Source organism: Cyanobacterium sp. uoEpiScrs1 (assembly GCF_947331815.1).
GTDB lineage: Bacteria > Cyanobacteriota > Cyanobacteriia > Cyanobacteriales > Microcystaceae > Rippkaea.
Window position 1 is genome coordinate 2,326,422 of the sequence record NZ_OX373462.1, and the last position, 18,692, is coordinate 2,345,113.

At 31.3% G+C, this 18,692-nt stretch carries 13 protein-coding genes; 8 read left to right on the plus strand and 5 right to left on the minus strand.

Annotated features, from left to right (window positions below):
- Positions 1-506 precede the first annotated feature (506 nt).
- The 4 genes from purB to OXU93_RS08060 form a co-directional block, all read right to left on the minus strand.
- Positions 507-1,802, minus strand: a complete 1,296-nt coding sequence (gene purB, locus OXU93_RS08045; RefSeq protein ID WP_267383682.1) for an adenylosuccinate lyase — start codon at positions 1,800-1,802, stop codon at positions 507-509.
- Positions 1,803-2,772: 970 nt separating this feature from the next.
- Positions 2,773-3,201, minus strand: a complete 429-nt coding sequence (locus tag OXU93_RS08050) for a hypothetical protein (protein ID WP_267383683.1) — start codon at positions 3,199-3,201, stop codon at positions 2,773-2,775.
- Between the two features lie 963 nt (positions 3,202-4,164).
- Positions 4,165-4,884: a ribonuclease III gene (gene rnc, locus OXU93_RS08055; RefSeq protein ID WP_267383684.1), complete on the minus strand. Its 720-nt coding sequence runs from the start codon at positions 4,882-4,884 to the stop codon at positions 4,165-4,167.
- The gene (locus OXU93_RS08060; RefSeq protein ID WP_267383685.1) at positions 4,874-5,524 is read right to left on the minus strand and encodes a glycosyltransferase family 2 protein; all 651 of its coding nucleotides are present in this window, start codon (positions 5,522-5,524) and stop codon (positions 4,874-4,876) included. The genes rnc and OXU93_RS08060 overlap by 11 nt, the downstream gene beginning before the upstream one ends.
- Positions 5,525-7,065: 1,541 nt before the next feature.
- On the opposite strand from OXU93_RS08060, the gene OXU93_RS08065 reads away from it, so the two are divergent.
- The 3 genes from OXU93_RS08065 to fba all read left to right on the plus strand — a co-directional run bounded on the left by OXU93_RS08065 (position 7,066) and on the right by fba (position 10,828).
- On the plus strand, positions 7,066-8,262 hold the full coding sequence (locus OXU93_RS08065; protein WP_267383686.1) for a DUF3086 domain-containing protein: 1,197 nt from the start codon (positions 7,066-7,068) through the stop codon (positions 8,260-8,262).
- 44 nt (positions 8,263-8,306) lie between these two features.
- A complete protein-coding gene (gene plsY / locus OXU93_RS08070) occupies positions 8,307-8,957 on the plus strand; it encodes a glycerol-3-phosphate 1-O-acyltransferase PlsY (RefSeq protein WP_267383687.1) in 651 nt (216 codons plus the stop codon).
- Between the two features lie 791 nt (positions 8,958-9,748).
- The gene (gene fba / locus OXU93_RS08075) at positions 9,749-10,828 is read left to right on the plus strand and encodes a class II fructose-bisphosphate aldolase (RefSeq protein WP_267383688.1); all 1,080 of its coding nucleotides are present in this window, start codon (positions 9,749-9,751) and stop codon (positions 10,826-10,828) included.
- Between the two features lie 301 nt (positions 10,829-11,129).
- Here fba and OXU93_RS08080 read toward each other — a convergent pair whose 3' ends face one another.
- A complete protein-coding gene (locus tag OXU93_RS08080) occupies positions 11,130-12,839 on the minus strand; it encodes a helicase HerA domain-containing protein (RefSeq protein WP_267383689.1) in 1,710 nt (569 codons plus the stop codon).
- A 1,134-nt stretch (positions 12,840-13,973) separates the two neighbouring features.
- On the opposite strand from OXU93_RS08080, the gene OXU93_RS08085 reads away from it, so the two are divergent.
- From OXU93_RS08085 to OXU93_RS08105, 5 genes are all read left to right on the plus strand, one after another.
- The gene (locus tag OXU93_RS08085; RefSeq protein WP_267383690.1) at positions 13,974-14,177 is read left to right on the plus strand and encodes a DUF3285 domain-containing protein; all 204 of its coding nucleotides are present in this window, start codon (positions 13,974-13,976) and stop codon (positions 14,175-14,177) included.
- A 13-nt stretch (positions 14,178-14,190) separates the two neighbouring features.
- The gene (ybeY, locus tag OXU93_RS08090) at positions 14,191-14,727 is read left to right on the plus strand and encodes an rRNA maturation RNase YbeY (RefSeq protein WP_267383691.1); all 537 of its coding nucleotides are present in this window, start codon (positions 14,191-14,193) and stop codon (positions 14,725-14,727) included.
- Positions 14,728-14,807: 80 nt separating this feature from the next.
- Positions 14,808-15,335, plus strand: a complete 528-nt coding sequence (locus tag OXU93_RS08095) for a diacylglycerol kinase family protein (RefSeq protein WP_267383692.1) — start codon at positions 14,808-14,810, stop codon at positions 15,333-15,335.
- Between the two features lie 76 nt (positions 15,336-15,411).
- On the plus strand, positions 15,412-16,041 hold the full coding sequence (locus OXU93_RS08100; protein WP_267383693.1) for an anthranilate synthase component II: 630 nt from the start codon (positions 15,412-15,414) through the stop codon (positions 16,039-16,041).
- Between the two features lie 782 nt (positions 16,042-16,823).
- Positions 16,824-17,318 carry a hypothetical protein gene (locus tag OXU93_RS08105; RefSeq protein ID WP_267384856.1) on the plus strand — a complete coding sequence of 165 codons (495 nt, stop codon included), beginning with the start codon at positions 16,824-16,826 and terminating at the stop codon, positions 17,316-17,318.
- Positions 17,319-18,692 lie beyond the last annotated feature (1,374 nt).

Consider the following 18,692-nt stretch of genomic DNA (forward strand, 5'->3'; position numbering starts at 1 on the left):
AAATCTATAATAGTTAATTTGTTGTTTTGATAAAGTTTTCTAGTAATTAGATTACAATAAATACAGATTACTTTAAAACTTATTTCATGTGAGATCTAGAATCTCATTGTTACAAACTAAATAAACATATCAAACTTTAAATATTAGCATCATAAGTTTAGTAGAATTATATTTCGTATGGCAGTCATCTATAATTATTTTATAAAATTATTTATCTAAATAACAATGTTACTATTTCCTATTTTTGTAGATTTACAAAGTAAAATCACAGTAGTTATTCATACAAATTATGCCCTAATGGAAGTCTGCCGACTACCAGTTACGAACTCAAAAATATACTTCCAACTATATCTTTAGACATTGGAAATAACAACAGTTTTTGACTATAGCATTGAACTCATGTTTAAAGGACTAGTAAACAGAAAAAGTCTATCACAGCAATATCAATAATTTGTCAAAGATTTATTTTAGGTGAGATAAAAACTCTAGGTCCGGAAATATAATTTTTAAATTCCTAGTCGTTGATAGATTTGATCCAAATTCTGTAAATGATATTGAGGATCAAAACAAGTATCAAGTTCTTTAAGAGATAAATATTGAGTTACTTGTGGATCTTGTCTAATTAATCTATAAAAATCACCATCAATTTTATTCCAGGCTTGGTGAGCACATCCTTGAACAATTTTGTAAGCATATTCGCGACTCATCCCTTTTTCTATCAAGGCTAATAATACCCGTTGACTAAAAATAACTCCACCATAAATATTCATATTGCGCTTCATATTTATAGGATAAACTAATAAGTTTCTCACTAAGCTAGTAATTTCAAGCAACATAAAATGGGTTAAAATGCAAACATCTGGTAACATAACCCGTTCCACCGAACTGTGAGAAATATCTCGTTCATGCCATAGAGCGACATTTTCTAAAGCGGCGACAGTGTGTCCTCGAATGATACGAGCAATTCCCGTCAAGCGTTCTGAACGGATGGGATTTCGCTTGTGGGGCATAGCAGAAGAACCTTTCTGTCCCTCATGAAAAAACTCCTCAACTTCCAAAACATCAGTGCGTTGAAGATTGCGAATCTCTATTGCAAACCGTTCGATAGAAGCAGCTAGCAAGGCTAATTGTTGGACAAAATCAGCATGGTAATCACGAGAGATGACCTGAGTTGAAGCGGTATCAGGTTGAAGCCCCAATTTTTGACAAGCAAGGGCTTCTACACGAGGATCAACATTAGCATAGGTCCCTACTGCTCCCGAAATTTTTCCAACCGAAATATTATTGCGTAGGTTCACTAAACGATCACGGTTACGCAAGGCTTCAGATAACCATCCTGCCAATTTAAAACCAAAAGTAATAGGTTCAGCATGAATACCGTGTGATCGTCCCACCATTACCGTATTACGATGCTCTTGCGCTTGGTAGCGGATAACCTGTATTAAATCTTCAAGACGTTCCAAAATCAAATTGAGACTGGCTACCATTTGAAGGGCTAAAGCCGTATCAAGAACATCGGAACTGGTTAACCCTAAATGGATATATCGTCCTGTATCCCCTACGTGTTCATTAACATTAGTTAAAAAAGCAATCACATCATGACGAACCTCAGCCTCAATCTCAAGAACTCGTTGGAGATCAAAATCAGCTTTGGCTTTTATTTCCTCTACTGCATCTCTGGGAATATAACCCAATTCAGCTTGTGCTTCACAGACGGCAATCTCTACTTGTAGCCAGGTTTTCAGTCTGTAAGTATCTGTCCATAATTCCCCCATTTCGGGAATGGTGTAACGCTCAATCACTTAATGTTTTACCTAGTACAACCCTTCTATTCTACCTTGTTTAGTTAAAAGAAAAATATTTCAAACAATACAGGTCAGCATGAATGAGGTATCGTTAATTGCTGTTTTCTGATCAAGTTATGCAGTTAGCTTCTATCGGAATCAAGGTCTTTAGTCTCTGTCCACTATTGGCGATAGTCAAGCTATTCAATACTTCTGGCTTATGAGTATTAAAATTATTCTACATAAATTGCCGGCATAAAAATGTCAGCCAATCACAAAGAGATTTTAAGACAGGGGTGATTAACCTATACTATGCTCGAACACTATTCTCTAAGTTAAATTCGTCTTAAGGTGGTAACTTTTAGTATAGTCAACTACCAATATTTTGCATTACCCAACTGCTAGCCATGATGGGATATGATTGCTCAGAAGGATGTGCCGTCTTAAATATCGAGTTATCTTATGTCCGAATGCAAAAACTAAACCCATTCCAAAAGCCTAGTTCGGGAAGAAAGTTAATCCTTTCTATTCTTCAACAATTTTAACAATTTTTGGGAAATTATCTTTTTTTCAAAAATTGTATTAGGTTACCAATATTTGTAGGGACTTTAAAAAGGTTTGTCTTACTAATATCGCAGTAACTAGTTCCTATAATTAGGATAAACTTATCACACTCTTTCCTATTACGATATAGTTTATTTATACACAGTTGTCTTTCAAATTTTTCAAGAAAAAAAATTGATATCCTTTTATTATAGCTAACCTATCTTTTACTAGGCTTATAGAAGGAAGTTAATCCTTCAATTGAAGTTAAACAATAAAGTAAATAATTGTCTCAGTTCATATAATCTCTACTCTAATTAATTTAATATTATTTTAATGTCAGTCACATATCTTACAACAAAATCTACAAGAAATCATTTTAATTGTATAGTTAAACCTTGTAAAATTCTATAATGATCATACAACTAAAGATTTTTCTATTCACCTAAATTACTAAATAACTTTTCCATTGGGTAGTGTTATATTCTCTTCTCAGTAAACGCCAAGTTTTTCCTTCTATCTGTCGTTGTATATAAATATCAAATTGATTATTTTGCTTATTTTTTGTTTGACGAGGAAACATTAATTTTAAATCATAAGTACCCTGAAGATGGTAAGTAGATAACTGTGTAATTAGAACTAATTCAAGCTGCTTCACTTGAATTTGATTGATTTTAATCTGGGGAAGAGTTGTGTTTAAATGATCGCTCAAATGCTGAAAATTTTGGGTTAATTGTAAGACAATTGCTTTTTTGATTACCTCTTGATTAGGAACAGATTCTGTGAGGGGATTTGAAGAACTACAAGCGATAATTAAACTGCTAAGGCCAATTAAAATAATCGTTAAGACAAAATATAACCACAAACGAATCATATTACGTACACACTAAATGAGATTTGATTTACTTCTCTTTTCTATTTTTCCACAACTTTTCTAAAAATATAAGTTAATTTATCCAACTTAACTTATATTTTCTTGATATATATTACTGCAGAGTAATATAGTGTAACTATTATTAAGAGTTTGTGTTTCCATGATTAACCTTTATATCCTTGAATAACTTCGTCTATTTAAAAGAGTATTTACTCAGCCGATACTTATTTTAACAAATACTTCATCGTATTGTTAATTAACAATACGATATAAAATTATTTTTATGTAATATTTTACATCCATTGACGATGCCTTCTTTACTTTTCTTATAATTAAATATATTTGTCTAAAACTATATGTTCAGTCAATAGCTTTAAATGAGCATAAAGAATATTAAATAAATATATTTTTACATTTTTTAAATAATTTAGAATGTTTCACTTGTTATTATTTAAAGTCCTGAAAAGTTCTACAGATTTTGTACTTTGTCTAAAGTTAATATAGTAATTGTATTTACTAATTGAATTAATAAACACGCTTTGTTTATCTTTTATTGTCTTAGATTCAAACATAATGTTTTTGCCTTTTTTTGAACTAGAATAAGTTTTTAGGCACAGCATCATGTTATTTATTTTTACTTTTCTAATTTAGAAAATATTTTATGTAAGCTTACATTGAGTAATTACTTTTTTTGACTGTTTTTATTGTAAGCTTATGTAGACTAACTCACTTATTTAGTCTACATAATCCATGTTGTATAGATTATTGTTTTAAAATATTATATCAACAAATATATATCAATTTATATCAGGAATGAGATATTAATTATTAAGAGTGAGTCGTGCTCATTCAATTATAGCTAACTTAAATTTCTACCAAACATAAACTACTTTTTTTATTATTCTGAATCAGTTTGTTTTTTTCAAGGGAGAATTTAAGAGTTAGACTCTTCACTTAACTTACTTAAATATCACAAATATTAACGAATTTTGAAAAAGCTTCTTGAGCTGCGGCTTGTTCAGCCATTTTTTTTGAACGACCTTGCCCTGATCCTAATTTACGGTCAATTAGCCAAACTTCAGCTAGAAAACTAGGTTGACTAATTGAGATTGAATCAACCTGTTGAACTCGATATTCTGGTAAGAGTTTATACTGAGCTTGAGTCCATTCTTGTAGTGCATCTTTATAGTTTTGGCGCGCTGGATCCTGTCGAATTTCTTCCGCTTTGGCTTTCAAAAGATCATCTAACCAAGGACGTACTAAACTCATAGTTTGAGTACTTAAATATAATGCACCTAAAACTGCCTCAAAAGTATCTGCTAAACGAGAAATTTTTCCGACTTCGTCTTTAGCTACATGATCAGCCATGAGGAGGTAGCGTTCTAATCCAAAACTCTCGGCAAATTGGGCTAGAGTTCGATCACTAACCATCATAGAACGTAAAGCAGCAAATTCTCCTACAGATTCATTAGGGTGGATTTCTAAAAGAATTTCAGCTGCTGCAAGCCTTACGACGGAATCTCCCACAAATTCGAGTTGTTGGTAGTTATTTTCCCTAGAAATGGTGGGATGGGTTAATGCAAGATCCAACCATGACCAATTAATCTGTGAGGTATCAGATAACCCAAGTTTTTGTATTAACATTCGTAATTGCTTGCCGCGTCGAGGATCTTTAAAATTCATGAGAAATTTGCCTTGAAATACTATCAGCTGCTCTAGTATATAGATAAGTCAAAGGCTCGACAATTTTTTTTGTTTTGAACTTTTTAGCAGCACGTTCCCATAAGTCCGTATCTTCTCCATAAATGATGTCTTGAAAACCTTGCAATTCAAAAAATACATATCTTCTGCCGAAAAAGGTGGGACAAATAACACAGCTTTGGATATTAACTTTTTGGCCAGGATTATAATAGTCTTTCACCCAGGTCTCTTCATCTGATTTGAATCCTCCTGAAATCAACTCAATCTCTGGATATTTTTTAAAAAAGTCTAGTCTAGATTGTAAGTGATGGGAAAGATATTTATCGTCACTGTCAATAAAGGTTATATAATCTCCAAAAGAGACTTTAATTCCTATATTTCTTGATAGCGCAGCTCCTTGATTTTTATGTTTTATATAGCGAATATTAGAACACTTTTCAATATAAAGATTAACTACTTCAAAAGTATTATCTTGACTGCCATCGTCAACAATAATTAGTTCCCAATCTTGATAAGTTTGTCTAAGGACACTTTTAATACATTCTGTTAAATAATCTGCTCGATTATAGGTGGCTAAAATCACAGAAACTGTAGGGATAAAAGAAAAATTAATATCATTCATGACTCAGATGTTAAAAGAAAAATAGTTTTAGATAATTATTTGTCTTTGATGATATAGGCGACAATTAAGTAGTTGGAATTAAAATCACTAATTTTTTCTGAAGACATTTATTCAATAACTATACCATAATAATCAGATATTAAAGTAGTGACTTTACCGTAAATTTATAATTTTTACTCAAAAATTTCTAAATAGATACTTAATTTCAGTAGGGTTAATTAGTAATTAAACGAAGTATCATAAGTTATGATTTTATCAAAAAGTATTACTAAAAAAGAAATGATATTTTAATATATTAAAATATTGGAAATAATTAATAAATTCACTAAATAAAATTACACTACAGAATCATTGTAAATATTTTTTATAGTATCAATATATGTCTATAACTTAAATTTTGAATTAAGAAACAAATAATAGTCTTAGAATCTAATTTTATATAGATCTTTATATTTCTTCATCTTTTCTATAATTGATTTAAAATAGTTTCTATAAAATTATGGCATTAAACTTAATACATGATAGCGAAAAGTAGCTTTTTAGTATTTCTTAATCTAAAAATTTTTTATATAGAAACAATAGCAATAAAACTTAAAGATTATCAATAATTATTGCAAGCTTTTCTTTGATGTAAGCCAAGCATACAGTCTTTTAAAATCAGAGAATAATTGTATATATTTTAAACTTTATTTTTTGATTTAAATTTACTTAGGAACAAACTAAGTTATGATCAGGGACTATGTTAGATTGATTAATTAACTTAACGTAATCTATAATCAAGATCTTAAAACTGAATGGTTAAATAATGTAATAGTAAAAAAACAGTAATTACAATTCTTATGCTCAGGACTCTATAATCCTATATTTTACTATTTATTGTTTTATACATACTCCAATTATGTTATGTTTCAATATAAATAATTTTATTGTATTTAATACTATATAAAAAGTTATTTTTAATTATTAAATTGTCTTTAATTGGATAAATTCGGCTACAGCATTAACAATAGCATAAGCACAAGTAAATTTATTTTTAGCTTTGTTTTACAGTTTTTATTTATTGTTTAAAATTGTCAGTATTTATCTTTAGTTCACCTAAGTGTTTTAAATATTTATCATTTATTTAAATTGATTTACTGTGTTTATTTTTTTCTGATTCTAGTAATTTTTAGGACTCTAATTGTAATTTTATTTGATTTGTGAGAAGTCAATATTATCTATCTTTTGTTAGAGATTTTAGTCAATCGAATCTAAAACTATAAAAGACTGTTTTAAATAACATTGTTCTCGTAACATACGATATCATTGGTGTATAATTCTAATATCTATTAAGTAAGCTTGATTTTCTGAGGAGATCACACTAAATTAATTCTTGTTATTATTTAGGTTAATGGCTTAACTTATAGATAAGTATATTTCTAAGGTAAAAAAACATTACCTAAGACTGTAATATTGTTTAACTTAGGATAGACTCGATGATTGACATCGAACTATTAATATAAAAGTTCCCTTCACAATTTCTGGAAATTTGTAACGAGAAAATGAATATAGACGACTACCAAGTTCCCAAATCCAAGTTAACCAACGACTCAACTGACAATACCGCCGAGAATCCTGTCGAACTAGAACCATTAACCCTAACCTCAAAACCGATAAAATCTACTATGGCGTCAGCTGCTTACGTCGAGGAAGAAAAGGAGAAAAGTATTCCTAAATCAGAAATAGTCGAAGTTTCTGATGATACATTAAACATTGGAAATCAAGTTAGGGAGTTAACTGCACAAGTTCAATATCTAGAACTACAAAAACAAGAATTATCCCAAGAAATCAAACAGTTACAAGACCGTAAACATAAAATAATAGCGGAAAAAATTCAAGATATTGAGCAACATATTAACATGATAGTTAAAGAAGGTTTAAAAGAACTCAAACAACAAAGACAAGCCTTAGAAATTTCGGTTGAACAACTTGAACGTCGTCGGGATAGAATCGAAGAAGAAATGCGAACAACATTTGCAGGAGTTTCTCAAGATTTAGCTATTCGAGTTCAAGGATTCAAGGATTATTTAGTGGGTAGCTTACAGGACTTAGCTGCGACGGCTGAACAGCTGGAATTGAGTACACAAGAGACTTTGAGTTCCTCTTCAAAAACAATTTCTTCTCAATCTTCAAATTCAGATCAAATTCAGTTTAATACCCAAGAATTTGAAATTCAGGCTGCGAGGATAAAACAAATATTAGAACAATACCGTAATAATCCTGATTATTATGGATATCCTTGGCAACTACGTCGTACTTTTGAGCCAATTCATTCTGAACGAGTGCAAATGTGGTTTTTTTCCCAAGGGGGACGGGGTGCTATCCGATCTATGGGGACTCGCTTACAAAATATTTTGATTGCATCGGCGATTATTTCTATACTAAATAGTCTTCATGGTGATCGCTCTCGATTCCTGATTTTAGCTAACAGTCCTGAGAGACTTGGAGAATGGCGTAGGGGATTACAAGATTGTTTAGGAATTTCTCGAAGTGATTTTGGTCCAGAAAAGGGAGTAATTCTTTTTGAATCTCCAGATGCTTTAATCCTAAAAGCAGAACGTTTGCTCGAAGATAAACAAATTCCTCTGGTGATTATTGACGAGACTGAACAACAGATAGACCTTTCCCTCCTACAATTCCCCCTTTGGTTAGCATTTGCACCTGACATCCAACAAATGTCAAGCTATTTATATAAATAATATAAATCTGTAAACTATCATAATGATGGAACAAATTAGGGATTATGATTTGGGTAATTAGTGGATTTTTGTGTCTGATAGCTTATTTACTAGGTTCGATTCCTACTGGTTATCTTGCAGGAAGAATGCTCAAAGGGATTGACATTCGTGAATATGGATCTGGTTCTACAGGAGCGACAAATGTGTTACGAATACTAGGGAAAACGGCAGCTGTCCTTGTTTTAATTACGGATTTAGGGAAGGCTATGTTGTCTATGGTAATAATCAAATGGTTTTATATGTTAGCCCCTACAGGACTGATTGCTTTGAACTGGGAACCTTGGTTAATGATAGTGGCGGCAATAACTGTTATATTTGGTCACAGCAAATCAATTTTCCTTAATTTTACAGGAGGCAAGTCAGTAGCCACCGGGTTAGGGGTATTGTTTATACTCAATCCCTTAGTTGCTGTGGTAAGTTTAACTAGTTTTTTACTAATATTAAGTTTTTCCAAGATTGTTTCTCTGAGTTCTTTGATAGGAGTACTTGTAGTTAACGTTCTAATGATTTGGTTACATCAACCCCTACCCTATTGTATTTTTGCTTTTATAGCAGGACTCTATGTTATTATTCGTCATAGCACAAATATTAATCGTCTTCTTGAGGGGAAAGAACCAAAAATTGGTCAAAAGTTACAAGACTCCTCTCGGTCTTAATCTAAAAGTCAGTTTAATTTATCTCTGTTTTTGCTCTTTTGGGTAAGGGTTTTCTGGATACTGAGTATTCATGTACTTTTATTACAAACCTATCTTTAAAATTAGGGAATGAACTAAGTATATCAATAGAAAAAAAACTCCTTAAAAGGGAATAGACGAGCAGCCGAAATATAAACATTAAAATGGATTACTATTTTAATATTTATATTTGAATAATCAAAATCTACTTTTTATTATTTTAGTTGATTTTTCAAATAATTCTTTACAATGAGAATATTATTTGATAATACTAACTAAATTGTATTTTTTCCCAAGCTACTTAGAGTTTAACTTCCAGTCTAGTTTGATTATTTATGTAAAATATATATAGTTTTAAGAATTCAGTTTGTGTGGATTTTTAAATATTTAGGCTAGAATTAAAACAATATAGGCTCAAAAAATATTGTAAGATTTAAACCTATGAAGAAGTAAAAATTATTTCTATGTGAATGTAATTTTAGATGATTATAATGATGAGCGGCTGAGAATGATTTTTGAGTAGACACTTTTACCACTTATGTGGGATTACAACTTTGGGAGTTTAAGTTCAAATGGCTTAAATGGCTATCACCTTGGTTTTTAGTTATGAGGATGATCGACTTTTCATTGACAAGATAGTAACAATATGCGGTGCATATCATAAAAAAACAACTCGTCAAAAGGTAAAATCTATCTTAGTATTGAAAAATAAGAGGATTGATTTTCTTGAAAATTGACTCACGCAAAACAACAGATAGATTAGGAGGACATCTATGGCACTCGTCCCAATGCGAATGCTTCTAGATCACGCGGCTGAGAATGATTACGGTATTCCTGCATTCAACGTCAACAATCTTGAGCAAATATTGGCAATTATGCAGGCAGCAGACGAAACTAATAGCCCCGTCATCTTGCAAGCTTCTCGCGGTGCTCGTAAGTATGCAGGAGAAAATTTCCTCCGCCACTTAATCTTAGGAGCTGCAGAAAGCTATCCTAGAATTCCTATTGCTATGCACCAAGACCACGGAAACAGCCCCGCTACCTGTTATAGCGCAATCCGCAATGGTTTTACCAGTGTAATGATGGATGGTTCTTTAGAAGCAGATGCTAAAACCCCTGCCAGCTTTGATTACAACGTAAATGTGACTGCCGAAGTTGTTAAAGTTGCTCATGCCGTCGGTGCTAGTGTTGAAGGTGAACTCGGTTGTTTGGGTTCCCTTGAAACTGGTCGGGGAGACAAAGAAGATGGTCATGGATTTGAGGGAACTTTAAGTAAAGAACAACTTCTAACAGATCCTGATGAAGCAGCAGAATTCGTTGAGCGTACTCAAGTTGATGCTTTAGCTATTGCCATTGGAACCAGCCATGGCGCTTATAAGTTTACTCGTAAACCAACTGGTGAAATTCTTGCTATCAGCCGCATTGAAGAAATTCACCGCCGTTTACCGAACACCCATTTGGTGATGCATGGTTCTTCCTCCGTACCCCAAGAATGGTTAGACATGATTAATCAATACGGAGGTAAAATTCCTGAAACTTATGGAGTTCCTGTTGAAGAAATTCAGAAGGGGATCAAAAGTGGTGTTCGTAAGGTGAATATTGATACAGACAATCGTTTAGCAATTACAGCTGCTATCCGGGAAGCCTTCCATAAAGATCCTAGTAATTTTGATCCTCGTAATTTCATGAAATATACTATGAAGTATATGAAACAAGTTTGTTCTGATCGTTATAGGCAGTTCGGGACTGCTGGAAATGCTAGCAAAATCAAGCAGGAAAGTATCGAGGTTTATGCAACTAAGTATGCTAAAGGAGAGTTAGATACTGGACTTAGGAAGACTGTCACTGTGTAGACGTTAAGTAGCAAAAATTTTTACTTTTCATTTACTATAAAAAACTTGGGTAACTCGTTAAAGTTATCCAAGTTTTTTATTTTTGTCTTAGAATTGATAATTGCATTTTATGAAATTGAAGTTGTTGCAAAAATTTTAATCATTGTGTTAAAAGCATTCTTTAGAGCTAAAGATTTAACTCTGTAAATTAATTCACACTTTTCAAAAAATATCAAAATATTTAAATATAAAAGAAAGTAAGTGTAAATGTTAGTGTAAGTTTCATCCCTATCACAGAACAAATCACTTTAGAGATTAAATCTCAAAATCCTAAATCTGCCTTAGCAACTTCAGCTGCCATAAGGACTTCTTCATCTGACTTTTCTGACCAATTAGCCTCCCTAATTTCACTATAAAATTGTTGATCATAACTACGGGTCCTAACAACTACTGGCATGGGAATAGCATGACCTAAAATTAATGCCTGTTGTTTAGAATCTAATTTAGACAAAACTGAACGTAAATGTTGACCCCCAGATACTCCTGTAAAAATTGCTTCAATATCTTTTTCATCATTTAACAAACAGGTGATACGAGTCCCCACTTGAGACATAACTTCATTATCAATTTCTGACGGTCTTTGATCAACAACTAATAGAGTTACAAAATATTTTCGCATTTCTCTGGCAATAGTTCCAAAAATTGTTTGATGAACAATCTTAGAATCTAGAAAACGATGCGCTTCTTCAATTGTAATGACTAATTGTCTAGGGCGATCAGTCGGATTTTTACTCTGAATAAATTTTTCTGATTGTTTGACATAATTGGCATGTATTCGCCGAGTAATCATATTAGTTGCCAGCATATAAGATAAAATATTTGACTGAGAACCGAATTCAACAACTACGTGTTTTCCTGCGTTTAAAGACTGTAAAATTTGCAATATATAATTATGGGGACAAACATTACGTAAGTACTTTAGTTTTTCTAAACGCATTAATTTACGTTGTAAGGACATAATTGACCCTGGATGGCCTTGTTTTTCTTGACAAAAAATCTTAATGTCTTCATTAGTCATATTCAATAAATTGATAATCCAAGATTTCCCATATTCTTTCTGAAGAATCTCAGCGTTATCTAAACTGGCCTCTGAAATGCCTAATTCATACCCTACTAAACGAATATCTTCAATCTCAATTTGTTCAAAACTCAAGTAAAGCTCTTGAGCACCTCTAACTCCCCTTCGTTTAGTAGATTCTACATCTAGAGTATAGATTTCTACCTCACCAGAGAACAGTTGACGCAATCCTTTTACTGTAGAAACCTGTTTGCCTTCTTGCATTGCTTCCCAACCGTATTCCGAATGCATATCAAACATCAAATTAACGGCTGCTCGTTTTTTAATAATGCCTGAGATTAATAAACGAGTTAGAAAAGATTTTCCTGTTCCAGACTTACCAAAGACTCCATTGCTCCGTTCTACAAATCGATCTAAATCAACACAAATAGGAACCTCCATATCTAACGGTTTTCCAATAGAAAAATTACGACGGATAGGATCCTCTTCCCAGCCAAAAACACAACGAAAGTCTTCCTCTAAGGCTTCATAGACTTGGCTAAAATGAGCTGGAATAGTTTTAACTGGTAGTAATTCGATATCATTATTCGTATTTGCTTCAAATGATCCTAATGAACTATTCTTATTTTTCTTTTTAGGGTTGACTTGTGCTTCTTCCTCAATAGGAGTAAACATTAACATTGGAACTAATTCTATTTTTCCGTAAGTTCCACTTCCTGCTAGAACATCACGCATAAAACTATCTTCAAAACTAGGAGGATTAGAGAGGATACGAGAGTTAGTAGTTCCTAAAGAGACATCAATGAGAAGACAGAAAAACCGAGACTTTATTCCCTGAACAACTAAAAACTTACCCACCCGCATTTGTTCTACAGACACATCAGGATATAAGCGAACCTCTAATCCTTGACTGAGGGAACCTTCAATGACTGATCCAAAGGGTTGTTCTATCATAAAACACAAAAAATAATACAGACGTTCTAGATAAAGGTTGATTTATGCAATCAGCCTTAGGGCTATTGTATCGATGTCTTATAAAAGATTAACTGTAATCGATACTTAATAATCATCCAAATCATCCAAGAATAATTATTAAGGTTATTATGAGTCTATTTGGAGAACTTACGAACTGTTTAAAAAGTAACTATAATAAATTATGAAAATATATAGTTGATACCACTGGTCAGTTGATCTTTCTTTATATATAAAGTTTATTTATTTTCAAACTATCAACATTTTGTCGATATAAAAAAGCAGAGATATTTTTGTTAAAAGTTTAAATATTATTTATCAATAAATAATATTTAAACATAACGGTGTATGAGTTAACAATAATACTCTGTTAATTACTGTTAAATTAGTCTTTCAAAATACAAAATAAATAACTATGTTTGTTATAGAGGGAACTTATCAGTGTATTGGTTATGCATTAACTAAATTCAAAATGAGAATGACTTTTCCAGAATTTTGTCTAATCATCGTATCAGAATTGCCTAAAAAAGTCAATTATAGCTCAATATTATAGGTTGACTCTTTCTTATGAAGTAGAGTTTATCGTTATAAAGAAATGAATCATAAAAACTAAAACGTTGCTGAGTTAGTTTGCATGTATTTTAGTTGTTTTTAATTAAAAATATTGGTTTTTGATATAAATTTTCTTGGAAAGACTAAATAATACGATGAGAAACTTTTTAGAGAGTAGTTAAGAGCAAGTTTTAAAAAGCTAAGTCTAAGACAATTCGAACAGTAGTCTCAGCAACCCTCCTAATAATACTCCTAATAATATTCTATTCAGAGTGTATATTCCCTTTATTTCCTATAGCAACGTATATTAATCCTTGTCTAGTTTGTGAAAAAATTGTCAGTTATGGTTAAATTTAAAATAATCAAAAAATAAATTGTTTGATTTTAGAGTATGAACTTATATTAATAAAGAAAGTAAGACGAGAGCTTGACTATTTAGGTAATCAATAAACAAAAGACTGTTTTAAAGTAGACTTATTTTTAGCGATAGACTGTTACAGTAAAACAAACCACTTCTAATATTTCATAGAATAACAGTTACTAAAATAAATTCGATAAATCTTTATGAGTAATTTACCTCAATCCCCTCAACCTAGTGACATCCCATCTTTATCATCTAATGCCACTCCTAGTGGACCGGCACTAAGTTATGTAAAACTAGCAATGCGTAATATGGTTCGTAAAAGAGGTACCTCTATTAAACACTTTATATTAACAACAGTAGGGTTATTAGGATTTCTTATTGGCATTTCCTATTTGACTCGTTAAACTTGAGGGCATTATGACATCTTTTCCAGCAAAACCCTTAACTGTTAACCTTAATCTTCAAAATGTTTTGGATTTACAAACATTAAATAATTCAGATGTTTCTGACATTATTACTGAAACTTGGCAACAGTGGATTCAAATTTGGTTAGAAGAACTACACCCAATAATTACTAGATTAGAGGTTTGCGAACTTAGCATAAGGTTGACCAGCGATCATGAAATACAAACGCTAAACAACCAATATCGGCATAAAAATCAACCCACAGATGTTTTAGTATTCGCTGCTCTTGAGGTGCAGGTTCCTCAATCATCAGAAAAGATAAGTACTGACGAACCCCTATACTTAGGAGATATTATTATTTCAGTGGATACAGCTAGAAAACAGGCACGACAAAATTATCATTCTCTAACTGTAGAATTAGCATGGTTAGTAGCTCATGGACTCCTACATCTTTTGGGGTGGGACCATCCAGATGAGGAAAGTCTTCAACATATGCTTGCACAACAAGAAGCTTTGTTAAAACTCGTGGGCCTTCAGCCAAATAATTGATATATTAAATTAATTTAATTATTCCAAATCTATAGTATTTACAAGAATATTTAAAAGTCCTGTCGTCAAGTTTTAAGACAATGAAAACAAATTTTCACTTAAACCAATCCTCTCCCCATCAATTGGGACCTTCCTCTCTATTACCTTCTGGTCTGGCTTTTAAGAGCTATCCTGGTCTCCAGACAAGCTCAACTACAGAATTAAAATTGCATTCCCCACGACAATCGGCTTGGCAAGTTGCCCCTAACCTATTTTTAAGTTTCAAATATGCTTGGGCTGGTATTTGTTACGCTTTTGGTACTCAACGCAATTTCCGTATTCATGCCGCTATGACTTTAATTGCTATTAGCCTAGGACTATTTCTGCAAGTCACTGGAGTGGCCTTGGCTATTGTTTCTTTAACTTGTGCTCTCGTAATGGTTTTAGAGTTATTAAATACTGCTTTAGAATCGATAGTAGATTTAACTGTAGGGCAGTCGTACCATATTTTAGCTAAAATTGCTAAAGATTGTGCGGCTGGAGCGGTAATGGTTGGAGCGATGGCAGCAGTTTTAGTCGCTAGTTTTATTTTATTACCCTCTTTAGTTCCTTTTCTTCTTACCCTGTAATATTTTGCGTCAAGGTCAAAGGTAGATTTTGTGAAAAGATCAACTATTCCCCCAGTAAGCTTCAAGGAGACAAGCATTGATCCTCATTATCGATAATTACGACAGTTTCACCTATAATTTAGTGCAGTATTTAGGAGAACTGGGTGCCGAACTTCCCGTAGCTTTAGATATCCAAGTTTACCGGAATGATCAAATCAGTATTGATGAAATCCGTTATCTAGAGCCAGATGGAGTTGTGATTTCCCCAGGACCAGGCCGTCCTGACAATGCAGGAATATCCCTAGCATTAATTGAACAATTGGGACAGACCTTACCCATTTTAGGAGTTTGTTTAGGGCATCAAAGTCTTGGTCAAGTTTATGGAGGACATATAGTAGCCGCACCGCTGTTAATGCATGGCAAAACTTCTCAAATATATCATAAGGGAGTAGGAGTATTTACGGGTTTAGAGAATCCTTTTAGTGCTACTCGTTATCATAGTTTAGTAGTAGATAGAGACAGCTTACCAAAAGTATTTGAAATAACTGCTTGGGTTGAAGATGGAACCATTATGGGACTTCGACATAAAGGCTATCCTAACCTGCAAGGGGTACAATTTCACCCAGAAAGTATTTTAACTCCGTCAGGAAAACAACTTCTTCGCAACTTTTTGATCAATATAAAAAATTTTAATAATCAAGGAATAGAGAACATAAAAACGCCATGATTATTTTGGTAAATACTATAAATTACAAGACAAATAATTTAATAGAATAAATAATGGATGAAGTTTTTGATTGCACTATAATAGCCATTATAGTGCAATATGTTTAATTACTATTTTTATATAAAAAAATACATAGAAAATCACCAGAATTTTTATATTCTGAACTTAATCCTCGATTTATAAGATTAGTTATTTTTTAATACTAACATTACTCCTTTATCTTACTTTTAGTTTAATTATTAATATGAATATAGAGACATCATTATCTCTATCTATTTACTAAGAGTTAAAATAACTATATTTGAATATAAATAACAAGAATAATTTTGTAAGACAAAGGTATTTAAAGTTAATTTAAAAATATTTAAAGATCAATTTTTACTCCGAAATTTAAAAATTAAAATAATAAAGATTAATTATAGTGATTGGAACTTAAAAAGTAAAAAAGAATAGTCTTAAAAAGATATCCCTTAAATATTTTAGAGACTCGTTATCGAAACGAATAAAGCTATTGCATGATTTGATTATGGAAAAGAGTTTTAAGATTGTCCATATTAAGACTCCCACATTTTCACTCAAGTTATCATTTGCTCTAAGTATTAGAAACATTTTTCCTTTTTGTTACTATTTCCTGACAATCACAGTTCAGTTAAACCATATATAACTTGGCAAAATAAAGCTTTAACTGTTAGAAATTAAGAAGTAGTTTTTTTGAGGCAATTAGCGTGTATTCCCACTTTCCGTTAACCTTTCGTATTTCTCCACTCATTCACATCACTTTAATGAGCCTTTATCTTTCTCTTACTCTTCCCCTGCCCTTTCTTGCAAAAGTTACATCCGTTTCTATTTCTCCTTTGATTCTATGGACGGGAATCATTATAGGCTTTCTAGTTTTAATAGGAGCTTTAAGTGAACAAGTTCTTTTAGAAAAGGACACTATAAAAGTGACTTATCCAAGTTGGGTACCTTCTTTATTCTATAAAGGATGGTCTTTGCCTTGGTCAAAAATTACGGATTTAAAATCACGAACTACTGGACAAGGGGGACTTGTTTACTACTTTGTATCTCATGAGACTCAAACAGCGTATTTATTACCTATGCGAATTGCTAAATTTTCTTGTTTAATGAATATTGTTAATGAGAAGACAGGAATTGATACTACTAATATTCATCCTTTATCTAAACCTTGGATGTATTTAATATTATTAGGATTGACTTTGCTCTTAATAATAGTAGATATATGGACTATTGCTACAGCAATAAGTATTGTAAGCTAAAATAAATGCACTGCACTTTTTTTAATATACAAACTTTTTTCTATTACTTTATTAGTTGTTGATTTATAATATTTTGAGTACAGTTAGATACTTCATCTTATTGTTACTATTAATTTATAATCTTTTTTAAATTAAGTTGATTTTGAAAAATGTAAATATATCAAAATAATAACAATACCTAAATATTAACTTATATTAGATTTTATCTAGAAACAACAATAACTGTTAACTTGTGCATAAAAACTTTTCATAAAATGAAAGCTTAATAATAAAAATTATGGTATGTATTAAGAATATAGTAAATGTAAAAATGAAAATATAATATATACAATTATGAAAATAACTATGTATCTTGTATTTTTCATGTAAGTATAAAAATACAGTTTATATAATTAGTATATGTATCAATTATATAAAAGTTTAATAACTTATTTTAAGTTACGATAATTGCTCACTTATTTTAAGGAGTAGAAGTTAAGGTTGTTAATAATAAATATTTAAATATTATAGAATAGTGGTTACACAATAGTTTTTTCTGATACGATTAATACGTAGCTAAATAGCCTGAACGATCTTAAAAATTTATTGCGAAGAAATGAAGCGAATATATTCTTTGATGATCTGTTAATTGTTAATTATTTATTTTGTTTTTTATATTGTTAAACTCAACTAAATATATTGTAAAAACTATTACATTTATAGTAAGTATTACATGGTAGTTAAACTGTAAAGAATGTAGCCACTTAATCAATAAATAATCTTGAATATAAATATTTACTTGTGAAAATATTTATATCTTAGTATAAATTTGAATGTTGTTTTTTGAATACTTTATGACTTGTAATTACTAGTTAAACTGTATTGAAATAGATTGATTTTTTAGAAGCCATATTGTGTTTACTTCAAGATACTTTACCTCATTATAAATACTACTAATGAAGAAGATATCTTCTTCATTAGTAGTATTCAATTTGTTGAATTTATATATGATAACAATCATTGTTTAAGACTGTTCTACATTGCTTTTTTGTTTGAATAGATACAATTTCTTTTTAGAAAAAATCACAATCTCTTACTAGTAGATGGACCTTGGCTTTTACTAGGCTAGAGAAAAATAACCTTATTTGTTTTCTATCAGTCTTAACTCTGTATACTTTAAAAGATCTATACAGAAAATTTACTGTAAGTTTTTATTCCTAAAGTTGTATTTTTATTGATCAAAAATGCTAATTCTCTTAAGAGCGTTAGTGGAATTTATTTCCACTAACGCTCTTACTGGCTAATCTCAATGATAGGTACCATAGTAATTTACTAAATCAACCTTGAAAAATCATTAATTTTAATCTATGATTTAGATACGTGGTTTAAGACCCC